This window comes from Streptomyces sp. NPDC034037 (genome assembly GCF_055575715.1).
In genome coordinates this window covers 236,265-255,229 of sequence record NZ_JBVISC010000001.1, presented here as the reverse complement: position 1 = coordinate 255,229, position 18,965 = coordinate 236,265, and the positions used below count along the sequence as shown (strand labels likewise).

Here is an 18,965-nt window from a genome sequence, read left to right as displayed (position 1 = left end):
GCTCTGAGGGGCCCGGCCGGGGCGGGCGGCTCAGGACAGGGTGATCTCCGACCCGTCCGCCCCCTCCAGCTCCAGCACCCACACCTCGTTGGCGCCCTCGCGCAGCACGGGGCCCGGCACGTACAGCGACCGCTGCGGGCCGATCGACCAGTAGCGGCCCAGGTTGAAGCCGTTGATCCACGCGAACCCCCGGGTCCAGCCCGGGAGTTCCAGGGACGCGTCGCCGGGGCCGGTGACCTCGACCGTGCCCCGGTACAGGCCGGGGCGGCCCTCCCCGGCGCCCGAGACGGGAACCGCCCCCACCGCCGACGGCACGTCGAACGCGTCGAGCCGCAGGCCCCGCGCCCGCACTCCGTGCAGATACTGCCGCTCGTGCAGGATGCCGCCCGTGATCCCCTTGCTCTCGCCCAGGCGCGGCCCGTAGTTGACCCGGCCGAGGGACTCCACCCACAGCTCCACGCGCGCGTGCCCCGCCACGGGCCCGGCGAGGACCGGCTCCTCCTCGCTCAGGACACCGGCGCGCTCCCCGTCCACGTACACCACCGCGAGATCGCGCAGCCCCCGCACGCCCAACGGATACGGCTCGCGCGGCCCCGGCACCGTCACGGTGTAGCGCACCAGGCCCCGGTCCACGTCCAGCTCTTCGAAGGTGGGCGGTACGGCATGGTCCGTCTCCGGGGTGCCGAGGTGGTCCAGGACCGTGTCGAGCGACGACCAGTCCGTCAGGGCCGCGGCGGCGGGGGAGCCGAGGACCGGCGGGGGCGGCGGCGGCTCGGGCAAGGGCTCGGCCGCGTAGCGCGCGAGGACCTCCCGGAAGCGCCGGAACTTCTCCGTCGGCCGGCCCCGCTCGTCGATCGGCGCGTCATAGTCGTACGACGTGACGTCCGGCTCCAGCGGCCCGTCGTGCAGCGCGCCGCCACCCCGGTTGGCCCCCGCCCAGCCCGCGAAGCTCGTGCCCCCGTGCGCCATGTACAGGTTCACCGACGCCCCGCACTCCAGGATCTCCCGCAGCGTCGCCACGGCGTCGTCCACCTCCCGCACGACGGGGTCCGCGCCCCAGTGGTCGAACCAGCCGCACCAGAACTCCATGCACATCAGCGGGCCCGTCGGGCGGTGCGCGCGCAGCCTCGCGAAGCCGGAGCGCGCCCGGGAGCCGAAGTTCACCGTCGCCGGCACCCCGGGGAGCGAGCCGCCGGTCAGCATGTGGTCCTCGGGGCCGTCCGAGGTGAACAGCGGGACCGTGACGCCCTCCGAGCGCAGCACAGCGGCGAGGCGGCGCAGATACACCTGGTCCGAGCCGTAGCTGCCGTACTCGTTCTCGACCTGCACCATGATCACCGGGCCGCCGCCGGGACCCCCGTACTGACGCGGCACGACCTGCGCGAGAAGCCGGTGGAACCACCGCTCCACCGGCCCCAGATACGCCTCGTCCCGGGTCCGCACCCGGGCCCCGAGGGGACCCGTCAGCCAGTGCGGCAGACCGCCGTTCTCCCACTCCGCGCAGATGTACGGACCCGGCCGCACGATCGCCCACAGGCCCGCCTCCCGCACCGCGTCCAGGAAGCGGCCGACCGCCTCGACGTCGCGGAACGCGCCAGGACGCGGCTCGTGCAGGTTCCACGGGACGTACGTCTCCACGCAGTTGAGCCCCATCGCCCGCAGCATCGCGAGGCGGTGCCCCCACTGCTCCTCGTGCACCCGGAAGTAGTGCAGCGCGCCCGACAGCAGCCGCACCGGCCGCCCGTCCACCTCGAAACAGTCCTCGCCGACCCCGAACCCGTCCACCGTGTCCTCCCCCTCACCCGACGCCCGACCACGATCACCTCTGGCGGGCGGCGGGGTCCATGGACAAAGATCGGGTCCGGTTGGACGCAGCGAGACACCCCGGCCGGGCCCCGGACCCGGCCCGCACCGGAAGGGGCACGCGGATGTACCACACGTGGATGCGGTATTTCACTCCCAGCCCGGCCCACCACCGACTCGGCCTCGTCTGCCTCGGCGTCGGCCTCCAGCACGGCCTCCTGCCCACCGTCGGCCCCCGCACCCTCGACCACCACGTGGCCGTCGTCATCAGCGCGGGCGGCGGCTGGTTCCGCGGCCCCGACGGCAGCCGCACGACGGTCACCGCGCCCGCCCTGATCTGGCTCACCCCCGGCGTACGCCACCACTACGGGCCCGACGCCGGCACCGGCTGGGACGAGTGCTTCGTCGACTTCACCGGCCCCGCCACCACCACGTACACCGAACTCGGCTACATCGAGCCCACCCGCCCCGTCGTCCCGCTCTCCGACGCCGCGGGCGCCCGCGCCGCCGTCGGCCGCATCGCCCGCGCCGCCCGCCGCGGCAACCCCCTCCTCGAAGTCGAGACGGGCGCCGCCGTCCACGAACTCCTCGTCGCCCTGCGCCGCGCCCGCGCCGACATCGCCCCCGACGGCGACCCCGTCCTGCAGGCCCTCGCCCGCGACGCCTTCCGGCCCCTGTCGGTCGCCGAACACGCCGCACGCCACGGCATGACCCCCGCCGAACTGCGCACCGCCGTGCGCCGCGGCGCCGGCTGCAGCCCCAAGGACTACCTCCTCGGCATCCGCCTCGGCCGCGCCAAGGAACTCCTCGCCGCCACCGAACTGCCCGTCGCCGCCGTCGCCCGCCGCGTCGGCTACGACGACCCCGCCTACTTCTCCCGCCTCTTCACCCGCCGCGTCGGCACCGCCCCCATACGCTTCCGCCGCCAGCAGGGCCGCACCGTCCCCGGCGGCTGGTCCCAGCAGATCCCGGACCCCGACCACCCGCCGATGCTGCGCTCCTCTCCGGCCGAGGACGCCGAAGAGGCAACGTAGGCTCGTGGCCCATGAACACCAGTCACACCAGCGACGCGAACGACCCGAGCGGCCAGCGGGGCGCGCAGCCGGACGGACAGCCGGGCGGACAGCCGGGCGGACAGCCGGACGGACAGATGGTCGGACAGCCGGGCGGACACCAGACGGGCGCGCAGGCGCAGGGGCAGGGGCAGGCGCACGCGGGCGCGAACGCCGGCGCGGACGAGGCCGTGCGCACCGAACTGTCCCGGCTGCGCGACAGCATCGACAACATCGACGCCGCCGTCGTCCACATGCTCGCCGAGCGCTTCAAGTGCACCCAGCAGGTAGGCCACCTCAAGGCCAACCACCACCTGCCGCCCGCCGACCCGGCCCGCGAGGCCCGCCAGATCGCCCGCCTGCGCCAGCTCGCCGAGAACGCCAAACTCGACCCCGCCTTCGCCGAGAAGCTGCTCACATTCATCATCGCCGAGGTGATCCGCCACCACGAGACGATCGCCAAGTCCTCCTGAGACACCCCCCGCCGGCACGGCGCACACGGCCCTGACCTTCACCGATGCCCCCGCCATCGGGCAGCATGGGCCCATGCCCGCACTGACGCGCGACGAAGCGCAGACCCGAGCCCAGCTCATCGACGTCCACCGGTACACCGTCGAGCTCGACCTGAGCCGGGCGGCCGACGCCACCGGCGACACCTTCGACTCGCGCACCGTCATCCGGTTCAGCGCCCGCGCCGACGGCGCCACCTTCGTCGAGCTCAAGCCCGCCGAGCTGCGCTCCGCCACCCTCGACGGACGGCCCCTCGACCCGGCGGCCCTGACCGAGGGCCGCCTCCCTCTCGAGAATCTCACCGCCGGCGAGCACGAGCTGCGCGTGGACGCCGCGATGCGCTACTCCCGCACCGGCGAGGGCATGCACCGCTTCACCGACCCCAGCGACGGTCTGACGTACACCTACAGCCAGCTGTTCATGGAGGACGTGCAGCGCGTCTTCGCCGCCTTCGACCAGCCCGACCTGAAGGCCGTCTTCGAGGTGAGCGTCACCGCCCCCGAGGAGTGGACCGTCCTCGCCAACGGCATCACCGAACACCTCGGCGGCGGCACCTGGCGCGCGGCCGCCACCCCGCGCATCCCCACCTACCTCGTCGCCGTCGCCGCGGGCCCCTACCACTCCGTGCGCACCGAGCACCGCGGGCTGCCCTTCGGCATCCACTGCCGCCGCTCCCTCGCCCCCTTCCTGGACGCCGACGCCGAGGAGATCCTCGACATCACCCGGGCCTGCTTCGACCGCTACCACGAGAAGTTCGAGGAGCCCTACCCCTTCGACTCCTACGACCAGGCGTTCGTCCCCGAGTTCAACACGGGCGCGATGGAGAACCCCGGCCTCGTCACCTTCCGCGACGAGTTCGTCTTCCGCTCCGCCGTCACCGACACCGAGCGGCAGACCCGCGCCATGGTCATCGCCCACGAGATGGCCCACATGTGGTTCGGCGACCTCGTCACCCTCGCCTGGTGGGACGACATCTGGCTCAACGAGTCCTTCGCCGAGTACATGGGCTTCCAGACCACCGCCGAGGCCACCCGCTTCAAGGACCCGTGGACCGACTTCGCCGTCGCCCGCAAATCCTGGGGGTACGACGCCGACCAGCGCCCCTCCACCCACCCCGTCGCCCCCGCCCCCGACGCCGTGCCCGACACCGCCTCCGCGATGCTCAACTTCGACGGCATCTCCTACGCCAAGGGGGCGAGCGCCCTGCGCCAGCTCGTCGCCTGGCTCGGCGAGAAGGACTTCCTCGCCGGCATCAACACCCACTTCGCGCGCCACAAGTTCGCCAACGCCACCCTCGCCGACTTCATCGACTCCCTCGCCCACGCCACCGACCGGGACGTCCACGCCTGGGCCGAGGCCTGGCTGCGCACCACCGGCGTCGACACCCTCACCTCCAAGGTCGTCCACGCCGGACGCGAATGGACCCTCACCCTCGACCGCGACGCGGGCCCCGGCGCCCACGGTGAAGGGCGCCCCCACCGCGTCGTCGTCGGCGTCTACGACCGCGACCTCTCCGGCGGCCCCGGCCTCGTCCTGCGCGAGCGCTACGAGACCGACATCCCCTCCGCCGAACCCGCCGCGCCCCGCGACGGCGGCCGCCCCGCATTGATCGTCCCCAACGACCAGGACCTCACCTACGCCAAGATCCGCCTCGACGACACCTCCCGGGACACCGCCCTGCGCGACCTGTCCGGGGTCCCCGACGCGCTGACCCGCGCCGTGCTGTGGAACACCCTGCGCGACCTGGTCCGCGACGGCGAACTCGACGGCGGCGCCTACCTGGCGGCGGCCCGCGCCCACCTCCCCGAGGAGAGCGACCTCGCCGTCGTCCAGGGCGTCCTCGCCTTCGCCACCGCCCATGTCCTCGCCCGCTACACCCGCCCCCAGGACCGGCCCGCCGCCCTCACCACCCTCGGCGAACTCTGCCGCGACCTGATCCGGCGCACCGAGGACGGCTCCCACCCGGGGCTGCGCCTGACCGCCGTCCGCACCGCCGTCGACGTCATCACCCAGCCGGGCCCCCTCCAGGCCTGGCTGGACGAGGGCACCGTGCCCGGCGGCCCCGAACTCGACCCGGAACTGCGCTGGCGCGTCCTCGCCCGGCTCGCCGCCCTCGACGCGACCGACGAGGCGGCCATCGCCGCCGAGCTGGCGCGGGACCCGAGCGCCACCGGCCAGGAGGGCGCCGCCCGCTGCCGGGCCGCGCTGCCGGACGCCGCCGCCAAGCGCGCCGCCTGGGAGGCCATGTTCTGCTCCGACGAGCTGTCCAACCACCTCCTCAAGGCCACCGCCCAGGGCTTCTGGCAGCCCGAACAGGCCGAGCTGGTACGGGAGTACGTCCCGCGCTACTACGAGGACGCCGTCGCCGTCGCCGCCCGGCGCGGCCCCGCCGTCGCCGAGGTGGTGGGCCAGTGGGCCTTCCCCGCCCTGTTCGTCGAGGCCGAGACCCTGCGCCTGGGCGAGCGCTGCCTGCGCGACGCGGACCCCGTCCCCGCCCTGCGCCGCAAACTCACCGACCAACTGGACGACCTCGCGCGGGCCCTGCGCGTCCGCCAGGGGCCGCCCCAGTCCTGACGCGGGTCTGCGGGCGGGGCCTGACGCGGGTCTACGGGCGGGGCCTGACGCGGGTCTACGGGTGCGGGCCTGACGCGTGGCATCCGTCCGGGCTCTGGACGAGCCCGGGCGGGGCGTGACAGCGCGGACGCCGCCTAGCACCCCGTCCCGCGCCACCACGTCCTCTCCGCACGGCAGTACCACTTTCGGGTTCGGTTCGCCGAAGTATGCGCTCGTGCCGCCCAAGTGGCGTACAGGCTGGTGATCCCGTACGCGCACACCCGAAGGACACGCCATGAGCAGCCCGCCTCCCCTCGCCGGGGGCGCCCAAGGCCCCGACGCCCTGCGGCCGTTGCTCGCGGCCACGCTCGACGCCCTGCGCGACGGCGCGGCCGCCCGCAACGGCCCGCTGCCCGCCGGCGGCCCCGCGGCCGTCACCGACCGCCTGCGCGCCGCCGCCGAACCCCTCCTGCCCGAGCGGGGCACCGGCCCCGAAACGGCCCTGCGCACCCTCGTCCACGCACTCGCCGAAGGCGCCGCCGACCCCGCCGACCCCCTGTGCGCCGCCCATCTGCACTGCCCGCCGCTCGCCGTCGCCACCGCCGCCGACCTGGCCGCCTCCGCGCTCAACCCCTCCATGGACTCCTGGGACCAGGCACCCGCCGCCTCCGCCCTCGAAGCACTCGTCACCCGCGCCCTCGCCGCCCTCGTCCACCCCGAGGCCGACGCCCTCATCACCACCGGCGGCACCGAGTCCAACCAGCTCGCCCTCCTCCTCGCCCGCGAGACCCGCGCCCCCACCGGCTCCGGCGGCCCCCCGCGCCTGGTCGTCGGCGCGAACGCCCACCACTCCCTCGCCCGCGCCGCCTGGCTCCTCGGCCTGCCCGCACCGGTCACCGTCCCCGCCCCCACCGGCACCCTCGACCCCACGGCACTCGGCCACACCCTCACCGGCCTCACCGCCGCCGGGCACACCGTCCTCGTCGCCGCCACCGCCGGCACCACCGACGCCGGACTCATCGACCCCCTCGACACCATCGCCGACCTGTGCGCGACCCACGGCGCCCGCCTGCACGTCGACGCCGCCTACGGCGCCGGACTCCTGTTCAGCGACAGCCGCCGCACCCTCCTGCGCGGCATCGAACGCGCCCACACCGTCACCCTCGACCTGCACAAACTCGGCTGGCAGCCCGCCGCCGCCGGACTGCTCGCCGTCCGCGACCCCCGCGACCTCGCCGCCCTCACCCACCGCGCCGACTACCTCAACGCCGACGACGACACCGACGCGGGCCTGCCCGACCTCCTCGGCCGCTCCCTGCGCACCACACGGCGCCCCGACGTCCTGAAGATCGCCGTCACCCTCAAGGCCCTCGGCCGCCACGGCATCGGCGCCCTCGTCGACCAGGTCTGCGACCAGGCGCGGCGGTTCGCCGACCTCGTCCGGGCCCACCCCCGCTTCCAGCTGTACGACACACCCGCCATCAGCACCGTCCTGTTCCGCCCCCGCGACGCCGACGACACCGACATCGCCCACCTGCGCAGGAAGCTGCTCACCGACGGCACCGCCGTCCTCGGCCGCGCCGACCTCGGCGGCCGCAGATGGCTCAAGGCCACCCTCCTCAACCCGCACACCCGGGCCGACGACCTCGCCGCGCTCCTCGACCTCGCCACCCCCGCACCCGAACGCCCGGAAGGAACCACCCCCCGATGACCGCCACCCCCGAACCCGCACGCACCACCCCCGAAGACCCCCGCGACCTCGTCGGCATCGGCATCGGCCCCTTCAACCTCTCCCTCGCCGCCCTCGCCCAGCCCCTCGGCGAACTCGACACCGCCTTCTACGACCAGCGGCCCGACTTCCACTGGCACCCCGGCCTCCTCATCGACGGCGCCACCCTCCAAGTCCCCTTCCTCGCCGACCTCGTCACCCTCGCCGACCCCGCGAGCCCCTGGACCTTCCTCAACTACCTCAAGACACGCGAACGCCTCTTCCCCTTCTACTTCGCCGAGCGCTTCCACATCCGCCGCGCCGAATACGACGCCTACTGCCGCTGGGTCAGCGACAACCTCACCGGACTCCACTTCGGCCACCAGGTCGACGCCGTGCGCTGGAACCCCGAACACGACCTCTTCGAGGTCGACTACACCCAGCTCGACGCCGACGGCGAAGCCGAGGCCCTCGGCCGCACCCACACCAGGAACATCGCCCTCGGCGTCGGCACCGCCCCCTACGTCCCCGACCCCCTCAAACCCCTCGCCGAAGCCCCCGCCGTCCCCGTCATCCACTCCGCCCACTACCTCGACCACCGCGAACGCCTGCTCGCCGCCGAACACATCACCGTCATCGGCTCCGGCCAGTCAGGCGCCGAGATCTTCCTCGACCTGCTGCGCGCCCGCCCCACCGGACACGAGAAGATCCACTGGCTCGCCCGCACCGAGGCCTTCGCCCCCATGGAGTACTCCAAGCTCGGCCTCGAACACTTCACCCCCGACTACACCCGCTACTTCCACGCCCTGCCCGAAGCCGTCCGCGACGGCCTCGTCCCCCACCAGTGGCAACTGCACAAGGGCATCGACGCCGACACCATCGCCGCCATCCACGACGAGCTGTACCAGCGCACCCTGCACGGCGGCTGGCCCGACGCCGTCCTGACCCCCGGCGTCCGCGTGCGCACCGCCGGACGCGTCGCCACCACCCGCGTCGAACTCCACCTCGAACACCTCCAGCAAGGCACCCGCTCCCGCCTCACCACCGACGCCGTCGTCCTCGCCACCGGCTACCGCGAACGCCCCCTCGACCAGCTCCTCGCCGGCCTCGACCCCTACATCCGCAAGGACTCCTCCGCCCGCCCCCGCGTCGACGAGCAGTACCGCCTCGTCCTCGACCCCTCCATCACCGGCACCGGCAGCAACATCTACGTACAGAACGCCGAACGCCACACCCACGGCGTCGGCGCCCCCGACCTCGGCCTCGCCGCCTGGCGCAGCGCCACCATCCTCAACAGCCTCACCGGCAAGAACCCCTACCCGCTGCCCCGGCGCACCGCCTTCACCAGCTTCGGCCTCCACACCCCCGAGGACCGCTCCCACCCGGCCGGCCGCGACCAGGAACAGCGCTCACCCCTCGTACCCCTCAAGAACTGACCCCCGGCCGCCGCACATTGGCCGAGAAAACTACCCCACGACGAAATACCCGCCCCTCCCGGCCCGTTCAGACGATCATGACCATCGACTCGCAGGCCTCCTGGACCGCAGCCTTCCGCTCCGCCGTCGTCAGCCCCCACGAGAGCCTCGACCTCTTCGAGCCGCGCTCCTTCGCCGCGCAGACCCTCCGCCAGGTCATCCGCCTCGACGGCGGCGGCAGCGCCCTGCGCGTGCGCCTGAGCAACCGCTACGGCAAGGAACCCCTCCGCGTCGGCGGCGCCCACCTCGCCATACGCACCCAAGACAGCGCCATCGACCCCGACAGCGACACCCCCCTGCGCCTCGACGGCGCGACGGACTTCACCGTCCCCGCCGGCGAGGAAGTCATCACCGACCCCCTCGAACGGCCCGTCGCCGCCGGCGACGAACTGGCGATCACCCTCTGGCTCCCCGAGCACACCGGCCCCGCCACCTACTCCGCCGTCCCCCTGCGCACCGGCTACGCCGTCCCCGGCAACGCCCTCACCGCACCCACCCTCGCCGGCACCGAAGGCCTGGAGGAACTCGCCACCCGGCACTTCCTCACCGGCGCCGACGTCCTCGCCCCCGCCGGCACCGCCGTCGCGGTCGCCTTCGGCGACTCCTGGTTCGAGGGCGCCGGCACCACGACCGACACCGACCACCGCTTCCCCGACCTGCTCAACCGGCGCCTGCGCGACGCCGGCCGCCGCGGCTGGGTCGTCAACCAGGGCATCTCCGCCAACCGCCTGCTCACCGACGAGATCGGCGAACACGCCCTGGCCCGCCTCCAACGGGACGCCCTCGACGTGCCCGGCGTCACCCACGTACTGATCCACTTCGGCCTCAACGACCTCGGCCTGCCCGGCCAGGAGGCCTATCCGGCCACCGCGCCCATCCCCACGGCCGCCGACCTCATCACGGGCCTCACCGCACTCGCCGACCGCATCCACGCCGCCGGCCTCACCGCCGTCGCCACCACCGTCGGCCCCTACAAGGACACCGTGTACGAGGGCTACTCCACCCCCGAAGGCGTCGCCGTCGCCCGCGAGGTCAACGACTGGATCCGCGGCGCCGACAGCCCCTTCGACAGCTACGCCGACTTCGCCGCCGCCGTCGCGGACCCGGCCGACCCCGACCGCATCCGCGACGACTACGACTGCGGCGACGGCCTGCACGTCAACGACGCGGGCGCCCAGGCCCTCGCCGACTCCGTCGACCTCGCCGCCCTGGACCTCTAGAACACCGGCACCCCCTCAGAACACCGGCACCCCGTCCCGGGTCAGCCGCCAGTCCACCGACGCGAACTGGCCCGGGTCGATCGTCCCCTTCGCCTTCACCCAGCCGATGATCGTGTTCCGGATCTCCTCCGAATTCGCCCACACCTGCTTCGCGCCCGCCACGTGCGGGAAATTGCCGCCGCCGCTCGCCCGGTAATTGTTCACCGCCAGCACGAACTGGGCCCGCGGATCGATGTCCTTGCCCTCGAACGACAACTTCACGATGCGGGAGCCCACCGGCTTCGCGACGTCGATCTCGTACGTCACCCCGTACACCGCGTCATAGTTGTAATCCGGAATCTTGTCGGCATTCGTCAGCTTCGCCGGATCCACCGGCGCCCCCGCCGGCGTCTGCACGTAATAGCGCGCGGAGAACTCCAGATAGTCCTTGAGCTGAGCACCCGTGAGCAGCCGCGCCTCCAGCGTGTTCTCGAACGGATACAGCCCCGCCGCGTCCTTGATCGTCACCTCGCCCGCCGGAATCCGCGCCGTCCGCGAGAAACACGACGCCTGCGACAGCACCGGCAGCGCCCCGTACGCCCCGCCCCGCAGCGCCTGCGTCACCGTCTCCCGCTGCACCTCATTGATCAGATCGATGATCGGCACGTCCTTGTACGGGCCCTCGGCCGTGCTCATCGCCGCCGTCGAGGTGCCGATGACCTGATTGACGTAGGCGACGACCTTCCTGTGCTCGTCGGCCAGCAGCCCCGTGATCTTCCTGTCCTCGGCCGCTGTGTTGGAGTTCAGGACCTTCGCGCCGACCTTCGCCACCGTCCACCGGCCCTTGGCCCACACCAGATCGAAGTCGAACAGCGTCAGCCGCTGCCCCCACTTCAGCGGCTCCGACAGCACGACCTTCTTGCCGGTCGCCTTGTTCTCCACGAAGTACTCGGGGATCTCCGTGTGCGCGTGTCCCACCAGGATCGCGTCGATCCCCGGCACCTGCTCGGCCACGAGCCCCGCCGCGTTCTCCACGTACGGCAGCTGATCACCGTACGACGACGTGCCACTGGAACCGGAGTGCGCCGACACGATCACCACGTCCGCGCCCATCGAGCGCAGCCTCGGCACCCACTTCGCGGCCTGCTCCTCAAGGCCCGGGAACGTCATCTTCCCCTGCACATTCGCCTTGTCCCAGATCGCGATCCCCGGATTGGTCAGCCCGAGCACCGCCACCTTCACATCACGGCCGTGCGGGGTCCGCAGCCGCTTCATGAAATAGGGCGCAAAAGCGGGCCGCTGCGTCTTCGCGTCCAGCGCGTTCGCCCCGAGCAGCGGAAAGTCGCACTGCTCCTCGAACTTGCGCAGCACCGGAATCCCGTAATTGAACTCGTGGTTGCCGAGCGCCGCCGCGTCGTACCCGATCGCGTTCATCGCCTGCGCCATCGGATGCACCGGGCCGCGCGCGGCGGTGATCGGATCCACCTTCGCGTAGTAGTACGACAGCTGCGTGCCCTGAATGGTGTCGCCCGCGTCGATGAGCAGCGTGTTGTGGCGGCCCTTCGCCGCACGGACCTCGTTCACCAGCGTCGAGATCTTCGCGAGGCCCACGTCGTTGTGGTCCTTGTCGTCGAACTCCTTGTCCGTGAAGTAGTCCCAGTTGAAGACATTGCCGTGCAGGTCCGTCGTGCCCAGCACCGTGAAGGAGTACCGCTTCTCCCGCCGACCGGTCTCCCCCTTCGCCTGCGCGGCGGACGGCGCCACGGCCGCCCCGGTCAGGGCCACACCCGCGCCGGTGACGGCGGACGTGCCCAGGAACTTCCTGCGGTTCAGCGGCATTTCTGTACTCCTCGGTCGACCGTGGTAACGCGCGTAGATTCTGACCCCGCGAGCCACACCCGCAACAGACCCCACAGGTTGCGATCCGGTGACTGTCCGGTGCCCCCGCCTGCTGGGAGAGTGGCCGCATGGAAACCACACCGCCCCCGCACACCCCCTACGGCACCCCCGACGCCCCCCGCGTCGCCGTCCGCGGCGAAGCCCACCTCGAAGTCGACCCCGAGATCGCCCGCATCGGCATCACCCTCACCGCCCGCGGCACCGACCGCCGCGACGCCCTGAACGACCTCACCCAACGCAACACCACCGCCCTCGACCTCATCAAGACCTACGGCGACGCCGTCGAGAAACTGGAGACCGGCGCCTTCTCCATCACCCCCGAACTCACCAGACACGGCCGCGGCGAACGCATCCGCGCCTACCACGGCCGCGTCCACCTCACCGCCGAACTCACCGACTTCACCGCCCTCGGCGAACTCACCACCCGCCTCGCCGACCTCGACCTCACCCACGTCGAAGGCCCCTGGTGGGCCCTGCGCCCCGACTCGCCCACCCACGGCACGGCCCGCCGGCAGGCCGTCCACGAAGCCGTCCAACGCGCCCGCGAGTACGCCGAAGCGCTCGGCACCCGCCTCGCCGCCCTCGTCGAACTCGCCGACATCGGCGCGGAGAACACCCCCCTCCCCGGCTACGGCGGCGCCCCCGCCGGCGCCATGCGCTCCATCGCCTACGGCGGCGCCGCCGACTTCACCCCCGAAGCCGCGCCCCTCGACCTCGAACCGCAACGCCAGCACGTCTACGCACAGGTCAACGCCCGCTTCACCATGGTCCCGCCCGAACTGGGAGCCTGAGGCACCGCCCGCCCCCGTAAACCGCTCATCGGAGCGAACGCCCGCACACTTCAACGCTTGTCAACACCCCTTCACCCAAAGGTTGTTGAGTAGTCACGCCCGACCAATTCCCTACTCGCCGGTAAGCCCTAGGCTCGAACCATGCGCCGAGCGAAAATCGTCTGCACCCTGGGTCCCGCCACCGACTCGTACGAGCAGATCAAAGCCCTGGTCCACGCCGGAATGGACGTGGCCCGCTTCAACCTCAGCCACGGCACCCACGCCGCACACGAGGAGCGCTACCAGCGCGTGCGCAAGGCCTCTGAGGAGAGCGGCCGCAGCATCGGCATCCTCGCCGACCTTCAAGGTCCGAAGATCCGCCTCGGCCGCTTCCGCGAAGGCCCCGTACTCCTTGAACGCGGCGACACCTTCACCATCACCGTCGAAGAGGACGTCCAGGGCGACCGCCAGCACTGCGGCACCACCTACGGCGGCCTCGCCCAGGACGTCACCACCGGCGAACGCATCCTCGTCGACGACGGCAAGGTCACCCTCGAGGTCACCGCCGTCGACGGCCCCCGCGTCACCACCACCGTCGTCGAAGGCGGCATGGTCTCCGACCACAAGGGCCTCAACCTCCCCGGCGTCGCCGTCTCCGTCCCCGCCCTGTCCGACAAGGACGAGGAAGACCTCCGCTGGGCCCTGCGCACCGGATGCGACGTCATCGCCCTCTCCTTCGTCCGCAGCGGACGCGACATCGAGGACGTCCACCGCATCATGGACGAAGAGGGCCGCCGCCTCCCCGTCATCGCCAAGATCGAGAAGCCGCAGGCGGTCGACAACATCGAGGACATCGTCGCCGCCTTCGACGGCATCATGGTCGCCCGCGGCGACCTCGGCGTCGAAATGCCCCTCGAACAGGTCCCGATCGTCCAAAAGCGCGCCGTCAAACTCGCCAAGCGCAACGCCAAGCCGGTCATCGTCGCCACCCAGATGCTCGACTCGATGATCGACAACTCCCGGCCCACGCGCGCCGAGGCGTCCGACGTCGCCAACGCCGTCATCGACGGCACCGACGCCGTCATGCTCTCCGGCGAGACCAGCGTCGGCAAATACCCCGTCGAGACGGTCCGCACCATGGGCCGCATCGTCGAGGCGGCGGAGGAGGACATCCTCGCCAAGGGCCTGCCGCCCCTCACCGAGCGGAACAAGCCCCGCACCCAGGGCGGCGCCGTCGCCCGCGCCGCCGCCGAGATGGGCGACTTCCTCGGCGCCAAGTTCCTCGTCGCCTTCACCCAGTCCGGCGACACCGTCCGCCGCCTCTCCCGCTACCGCTCGCCCATCCCGCTCCTCGCCTTCACCCCCGACACGGCGACGCGCTCCCAGCTGAACCTCACCTGGGGCGTGGAGACCTTCCTCGGCCCGCACGTCGACTCCACCGACGCGATGGTCGAACAGGTCGACGAGCTGCTCCTGAAGATCGGCCGCTGCGAGAAGGGCGACGTCGTCGTCATCACGGCGGGCTCCCCACCCGGCGTCTCCGGCTCCACCAACCTGGTCCGGGTCCACCGCATCGGCGAGAGCGACGACCACGAATAGCAAAAACGGAGATCCACTGAACGTGGATCTCCGTTTTCCGGATGTGCCGGGTGCGGGATTCGAACCCGCAAGCCCTCTCGGGCAGAGGTGTTTGAGACCTCCGTGTATACCGTTCCACCAACCCGGCCAGGCGCTGCCGGAAGTGTACCGGGTGACCGCGTCCCGTCGCAGCTAGGTACCCTGCTAGGGCAGCGCACCTGCCATAACGAGGAGCCCCCCGTGACCGCCCCCGAGTCGCCCCAGCCCGTAGACGACGTGTCCGACGACGACAAGTCGCACGTGCCTCCGCTGACGACCCGCGTCGTCATCGCCGAGGACGAGGCCCTGATCCGGCTCGACCTCAAAGAGATGCTGGAGGAAGAGGGGTACAGCGTCGTGGGCGAGGCCGGTGACGGCGAGAAGGCCGTCGAGCTGGCCCGCGAGCACCGGCCGGACCTCGTGATCCTGGACGTGAAGATGCCCGTCCTCGACGGCATCTCCGCGGCCGAGAAGATCGCCGAGGAGTCCATCGCCCCGGTGCTGATGCTGACCGCGTTCTCGCAGCGCGACCTCGTCGAGCGGGCGAGGGACGCGGGCGCGATGGCGTACCTGGTGAAGCCGTTCAGCAAGAGCGACGTCGTGCCGGCGATCGAGATGGCCGTCTCGCGCTTCGCGGAGCTGAAGACGCTGGAGAAGGAGGTCGCCGACCTCTCCCAGCGGCTGGAGACGCGGAAGCTGGTGGATCGGGCGAAGTCGATCCTCCAGACGGAGTACGGCCTGACCGAGCCCGCCGCGTTCCGCTGGATCCAGAAGACGTCGATGGACCGCAGGCTCTCGATGCAGCAGGTCGCGGAGGCGGTCATCGAGGACGCCGAGGAGAAGAAGGCGGCGAAGGGCTAGCCCGCAGCGGCGGACGCACGAAAGTGCGCACGTATGAAGGTGTGAAGGTGTGAGGAGAGGCCCGCGCCCCGGATCGGGGGTGCGGGCCTCTCCTCGTGGATCTCCCCCCACGGGGGAGGGGAGGCCGGGGTCAGTCTTCGCCCAGGTAGGCCTTTCGTACGGACTCGTCGTGCAGGAGGTCGGCGCCTGTGCCGGACAGGACGATCTTTCCGACCTCCATGACGTGGCCCTCGTCGGCGAGGGAGAGCGCGGCCTGCGCGTTCTGCTCGACGAGGAGGATCGTCGTGCCGCCGGCCTTGAGCTCGGCGATGGTCGCCATGATCTTCTGCATCATGATCGGCGAGAGGCCCATGGAGGGCTCGTCGAGCATGAGGAGTTTCGGCTGGGACATGAGGGCGCGCCCCATGGCGAGCATTTGCTGTTCGCCGCCCGAGAGGGTGCCCGCGGCCTGCTTCCGGCGTTCCCCGAGGATGGGGAAGAGGTCGTAGGCGCGGGCGATGTCCTTTTCGATGCCCGGTTTGTCGGAGCGGAGGTAGGCGCCGAGGCGGAGATTGTTCTCGATGGTCATGCGGGGGAAAATGTGCCGGCCCTCGGGGGAGTGGGCGAGGCCCAGGGAGACGATTTGGTCCGCCCGGTATTTCCGCAGTGTTTTACCGTCGAATTTGATGGTGCCGCCGACCGGCTTGAGCAGTCCGGAGAGCGTGCGCAGCGTCGTGGTCTTTCCGGCGCCGTTGGTGCCGATGAGGGTGACGACTTTGCCGGCCTCGACGGTGAAGGAGATGCCTTTGACGGCTTCGATCTTGCCGTAGGCGACGCGGAGGTCCTCGACCTCAAGGAGTGCGGTCATCAGTTGTTCTCCTCGAAGGGTTCGCCGAGGTAGGCGGCGATGACGCGGTCGTCCTGGCGGACCGTTTCGCTGCTTCCTTCGATGAGTTTCTCGCCCTGCACGAGGACGGCTACGCGGTCGCAGAGGTTGAAGATGAAGCGCATGTCGTGCTCGATGACGAGGACGGCGATGCCCATGTCGCGGATGGCGAAGACGAGCTCTTCGGTCGCGCGGGTCTCCTGGGGGTTCATGCCGGCGGTGGGCTCGTCCAGGAGGAGCAGGCCGGGTTCGCTGGCCAGGGCCCGCGCGATCTCCAGCTTGCGCTGCTCGCCGTAGGGGAGGTTGCGCGAGAGGTGTTCGGCCTTGTCGGCGAGGCCGACGAAGTCGAGGAGTTCCATGGCGCGGGCCTTGGAGGCGGCTTCGGCCCGGTGGAAGCCGGGGCCGCGCAGGAGCGCCGACCAGAGGCCTTCCTTCGTACGGGTGTGCCGGCCGACGAGGACGTTCTCCAGGACGGTCATGTTGGCGAAGAGCCGGATGTTCTGGAAGGTGCGGGCGATGCCGGCGGCGGTGACCTTGAAGGACTTGGCGGGCAGGACCCGGCCCTGGTAGCGGACCTCGCCCTCGGTGGGGACGTAGAGGCCGGTGAGGCAGTTGAAGAAGGTGGTCTTGCCGGCGCCGTTGGGGCCGATGAGGCCGACGATCTCGCCGCTGTTGACGGTGAGGTCGACGGAGCGTACGGCGGTGAGGCCGCCGAAGCGCATGGTGACGCCGCGGGCGTCGAGGACGGTCCGGCCGGCCGGGGTGTCGGGGGCCTGGCCCTTTTCGGTGGTGTCGGTGGTCATGGGTCAGGCCCCTGTCTTGCTGAGGACTGCGGGCGGCGGCGTCTCGCCGGGCGCGAGTTCGGCTTCGTGGAACTCGAGTTGGCGGCGGCGGTTGGGGATGAGGCCTTCGGGGCGGAAGCGCATGAGGAGCACGAGGGCGAGGCCGAAGGCGAAGAGCTGGTAGTCGCCGAGGAAGGCGAGCTTGTTGGGGATGAGGTAGAGCAGGGCCGCGCCGACCAGGGGTCCGCTGATGGTGCCCATGCCGCCGAGGACGACGGCGGCGAGCAGGAAGGCGGAGTTGGGCGGCACGGTGTTGGCGAACTGGTACTGCTCGGGGGTGACGGTGTAGGTCACGTGGGCCTGGACGGTGCCGGCGAGGCCGGCGAGCGAGGCGCCGAGGGCGAAGGCGATGAGCTTGACGCGGAAGCCGTTGATGCCCATGGCGAGGGCGGCGGTCTCGTCCTCGCGGATGGCGACCCAGGCCCGTCCGATGCGGGAGTCGCCGCTGCGCCGGAAGACGAGGACGACGACGAGGGTGATGAGCAGCATCAGGAAGAAGTAGTTGGCGAAGCGGCCGATGGTGAAGCCGCCGATGCTGTGTTCCAGGCCGAGGTCGAAGCCGAGGATCTTCAGGTTCGGGATGGAGGAGATGCCGTTGGACCCGTTGGTGATGTCGGGTCCGGAGGCGCCGTCGCTGTTCATGGCGACGATGCGGAAGATCTCTCCGAAGCCGAGGGTGACGATGGCGAGGTAGTCGCCGCGCAGCCGCAGGGTGGGGGCGCCGATGAGGACGCCGAAGACGAGGGAGGCGGCGGCGCCGACGAGGATCGCTCCCCAGAAGGGGAGGTGGATGCCGAAGGGGGAGCTGGGGGCTCCGGAGACCATGGAGGCGGCGTAGGCGCCGACGCCGAGGAAGGCGACGTATCCGAGGTCGAGGAGGCCGGCGAGGCCGACGACGATGTTCAGGCCGAGGGCGACGGTGGCGAAGATGAGGATGTAGACGCCGATGGTGGCGTACTGGTCGTCGTTCTGCGTGAACGGGAAGGCGGCGGCGGCGAGGAACGCGCCGATCAGGGTGACGTTGCGGTGGCGTGCGGTGTACACGGAGACCTGGGCGACGAGGCCGGCCTTGGTGAGGGCGGCGAAGCCGAGGGCGACCGAGAGGAGGAAGCCGATGAAGAGTTCGTCGTACTCGGTGCCGATGCCGTAGGTGAAGACCAGGAGGCCGGTGGCGAGGGCGGCGACGATGACCAGGATCTCGAGGTACGAGGGGAGCTTGCGCGGGGTGGGGGGCGCTTCGGCGGCGAAGGCTCCCTTGGCGATGGTCAGGCCGTTGCGCAGGCGGTGCTTGAACTGGACCCAGCCGGTGTCCTCGGGGTCGACCGGGTAGGTCTGGGGCCGTTCGAAGGGCAGGGCGAGGGCGCCGGTGAGGGCGGTGAGGGTGGCGAGGGCCGCGATCCAGCCGCCGGGTTCGAGGTTGGCGAGTCCGCCGAGCTTGGTGCTGATGGCGAGGACCGTGTACCAGGCGGTGGTGAAGGCGGCGAGGGCCGCGTATTTGAGGGCGGCGTCGGCGTTGCCGGGGGTGAGGGCGCGGACGCCCTTGATCCCGTAGGAGGCGAGGCCGATGAGGGTGGTGAGGGCGCCCGTGATGAGGACGAGCCACTGGAGGCCGCCGGGGTAGCCGTAGACGGTGAGGTCGCCGGGGAAGGCGGCGGTCCACGTCCAGGCGAGGAAGGCGGAGACGACGGTGAGGGCGCCGCCGCCGGTGGCCATGGCGCGGGCGGGTCCGGCGGGCAGCGGGATGAGGCCCGTGGGGGCGTTCTCCTCGCGGGGGCGGGGGGCACCGGCCGCTGTGGTCTGTGTGGTCATGG

Annotated in this window: 14 protein-coding genes and 1 tRNA gene; 9 read left to right on the top strand and 6 right to left on the bottom strand. The window is 71.6% G+C overall.

Going from position 1 to position 18,965, the window contains the following annotated elements:
- Positions 1 to 30: 30 nt before the first annotated feature.
- Positions 31 to 1,785, bottom strand: coding sequence for a glycoside hydrolase family 35 protein (locus tag ACZ516_RS01210; protein WP_469007938.1), 1,755 nt, complete (start codon positions 1,783 to 1,785; stop codon positions 31 to 33).
- A 143-nt stretch (positions 1,786 to 1,928) separates the two neighbouring features.
- On the opposite strand from ACZ516_RS01210, the gene ACZ516_RS01205 reads away from it, so the two are divergent.
- The 6 genes from ACZ516_RS01205 (at position 1,929) to ACZ516_RS01180 (ending at position 10,321) form a co-directional block, all read left to right on the top strand.
- Entirely contained in the window at positions 1,929 to 2,837 is a 909-nt protein-coding gene (locus ACZ516_RS01205; protein WP_361081599.1) for a helix-turn-helix domain-containing protein, read from the top strand.
- Positions 2,838 to 2,953: 116 nt separating this feature from the next.
- Complete coding sequence (locus ACZ516_RS01200) at positions 2,954 to 3,328, top strand: chorismate mutase (protein WP_469008692.1); 375 nt, start codon at positions 2,954 to 2,956, stop codon at positions 3,326 to 3,328.
- Positions 3,329 to 3,401: 73 nt separating this feature from the next.
- The gene (pepN, locus tag ACZ516_RS01195; protein WP_469007937.1) at positions 3,402 to 5,939 is read left to right on the top strand and encodes an aminopeptidase N; all 2,538 of its coding nucleotides are present in this window, start codon (positions 3,402 to 3,404) and stop codon (positions 5,937 to 5,939) included.
- Positions 5,940 to 6,213: 274 nt separating this feature from the next.
- On the top strand, positions 6,214 to 7,629 hold the full coding sequence (locus tag ACZ516_RS01190; protein ID WP_361081596.1) for a pyridoxal phosphate-dependent decarboxylase family protein: 1,416 nt from the start codon (positions 6,214 to 6,216) through the stop codon (positions 7,627 to 7,629).
- On the top strand, positions 7,626 to 9,062 hold the full coding sequence (locus ACZ516_RS01185; RefSeq protein WP_469007936.1) for a lysine N(6)-hydroxylase/L-ornithine N(5)-oxygenase family protein: 1,437 nt from the start codon (positions 7,626 to 7,628) through the stop codon (positions 9,060 to 9,062). The genes ACZ516_RS01190 and ACZ516_RS01185 overlap by 4 nt, the downstream gene beginning before the upstream one ends.
- Positions 9,063 to 9,139: 77 nt before the next feature.
- Complete coding sequence (locus ACZ516_RS01180) at positions 9,140 to 10,321, top strand: GDSL-type esterase/lipase family protein (protein ID WP_469007934.1); 1,182 nt, start codon at positions 9,140 to 9,142, stop codon at positions 10,319 to 10,321.
- A 15-nt stretch (positions 10,322 to 10,336) separates the two neighbouring features.
- Here ACZ516_RS01180 and ACZ516_RS01175 read toward each other — a convergent pair whose 3' ends face one another.
- Positions 10,337 to 12,139 (bottom strand): bifunctional metallophosphatase/5'-nucleotidase, encoded by a 1,803-nt coding sequence (locus ACZ516_RS01175; protein WP_469007933.1) that lies wholly within the window; start codon positions 12,137 to 12,139, stop codon positions 10,337 to 10,339.
- A gap of 128 nt (positions 12,140 to 12,267) precedes the next feature.
- On the opposite strand from ACZ516_RS01175, the gene ACZ516_RS01170 reads away from it, so the two are divergent.
- Both ACZ516_RS01170 and pyk read left to right on the top strand, forming a co-directional pair.
- Positions 12,268 to 12,990: an SIMPL domain-containing protein gene (locus tag ACZ516_RS01170; RefSeq protein ID WP_469007932.1), complete on the top strand. Its 723-nt coding sequence runs from the start codon at positions 12,268 to 12,270 to the stop codon at positions 12,988 to 12,990.
- Between the two features lie 141 nt (positions 12,991 to 13,131).
- The gene (gene pyk, locus ACZ516_RS01165; RefSeq protein ID WP_358584785.1) at positions 13,132 to 14,568 is read left to right on the top strand and encodes a pyruvate kinase; all 1,437 of its coding nucleotides are present in this window, start codon (positions 13,132 to 13,134) and stop codon (positions 14,566 to 14,568) included.
- 44 nt (positions 14,569 to 14,612) lie between these two features.
- Here the strand turns inward: pyk and ACZ516_RS01160 are convergent.
- Positions 14,613 to 14,695, bottom strand: a tRNA-Leu gene (locus tag ACZ516_RS01160).
- A gap of 92 nt (positions 14,696 to 14,787) precedes the next feature.
- Here ACZ516_RS01160 and ACZ516_RS01155 point away from each other — a divergent pair.
- Positions 14,788 to 15,447 (top strand): ANTAR domain-containing response regulator, encoded by a 660-nt coding sequence (locus tag ACZ516_RS01155; RefSeq protein ID WP_358584781.1) that lies wholly within the window; start codon positions 14,788 to 14,790, stop codon positions 15,445 to 15,447.
- 130 nt (positions 15,448 to 15,577) lie between these two features.
- Here ACZ516_RS01155 and ACZ516_RS01150 read toward each other — a convergent pair whose 3' ends face one another.
- From ACZ516_RS01150 to ACZ516_RS01140, 3 genes are read right to left on the bottom strand one after another with little or no spacing between them, the layout of a single operon-like run.
- Positions 15,578 to 16,294, bottom strand: a complete 717-nt coding sequence (locus ACZ516_RS01150; protein ID WP_358584779.1) for an ABC transporter ATP-binding protein — start codon at positions 16,292 to 16,294, stop codon at positions 15,578 to 15,580.
- On the bottom strand, positions 16,294 to 17,115 hold the full coding sequence (locus ACZ516_RS01145) for an ABC transporter ATP-binding protein (protein WP_358584777.1): 822 nt from the start codon (positions 17,113 to 17,115) through the stop codon (positions 16,294 to 16,296). Before ACZ516_RS01145 ends, ACZ516_RS01150 begins: the two co-directional genes overlap by 1 nt.
- A gap of 3 nt (positions 17,116 to 17,118) precedes the next feature.
- Complete coding sequence (locus ACZ516_RS01140) at positions 17,119 to 18,963, bottom strand: branched-chain amino acid ABC transporter permease (RefSeq protein ID WP_469007930.1); 1,845 nt, start codon at positions 18,961 to 18,963, stop codon at positions 17,119 to 17,121.
- Positions 18,964 to 18,965: the final 2 nt, after the last annotated feature.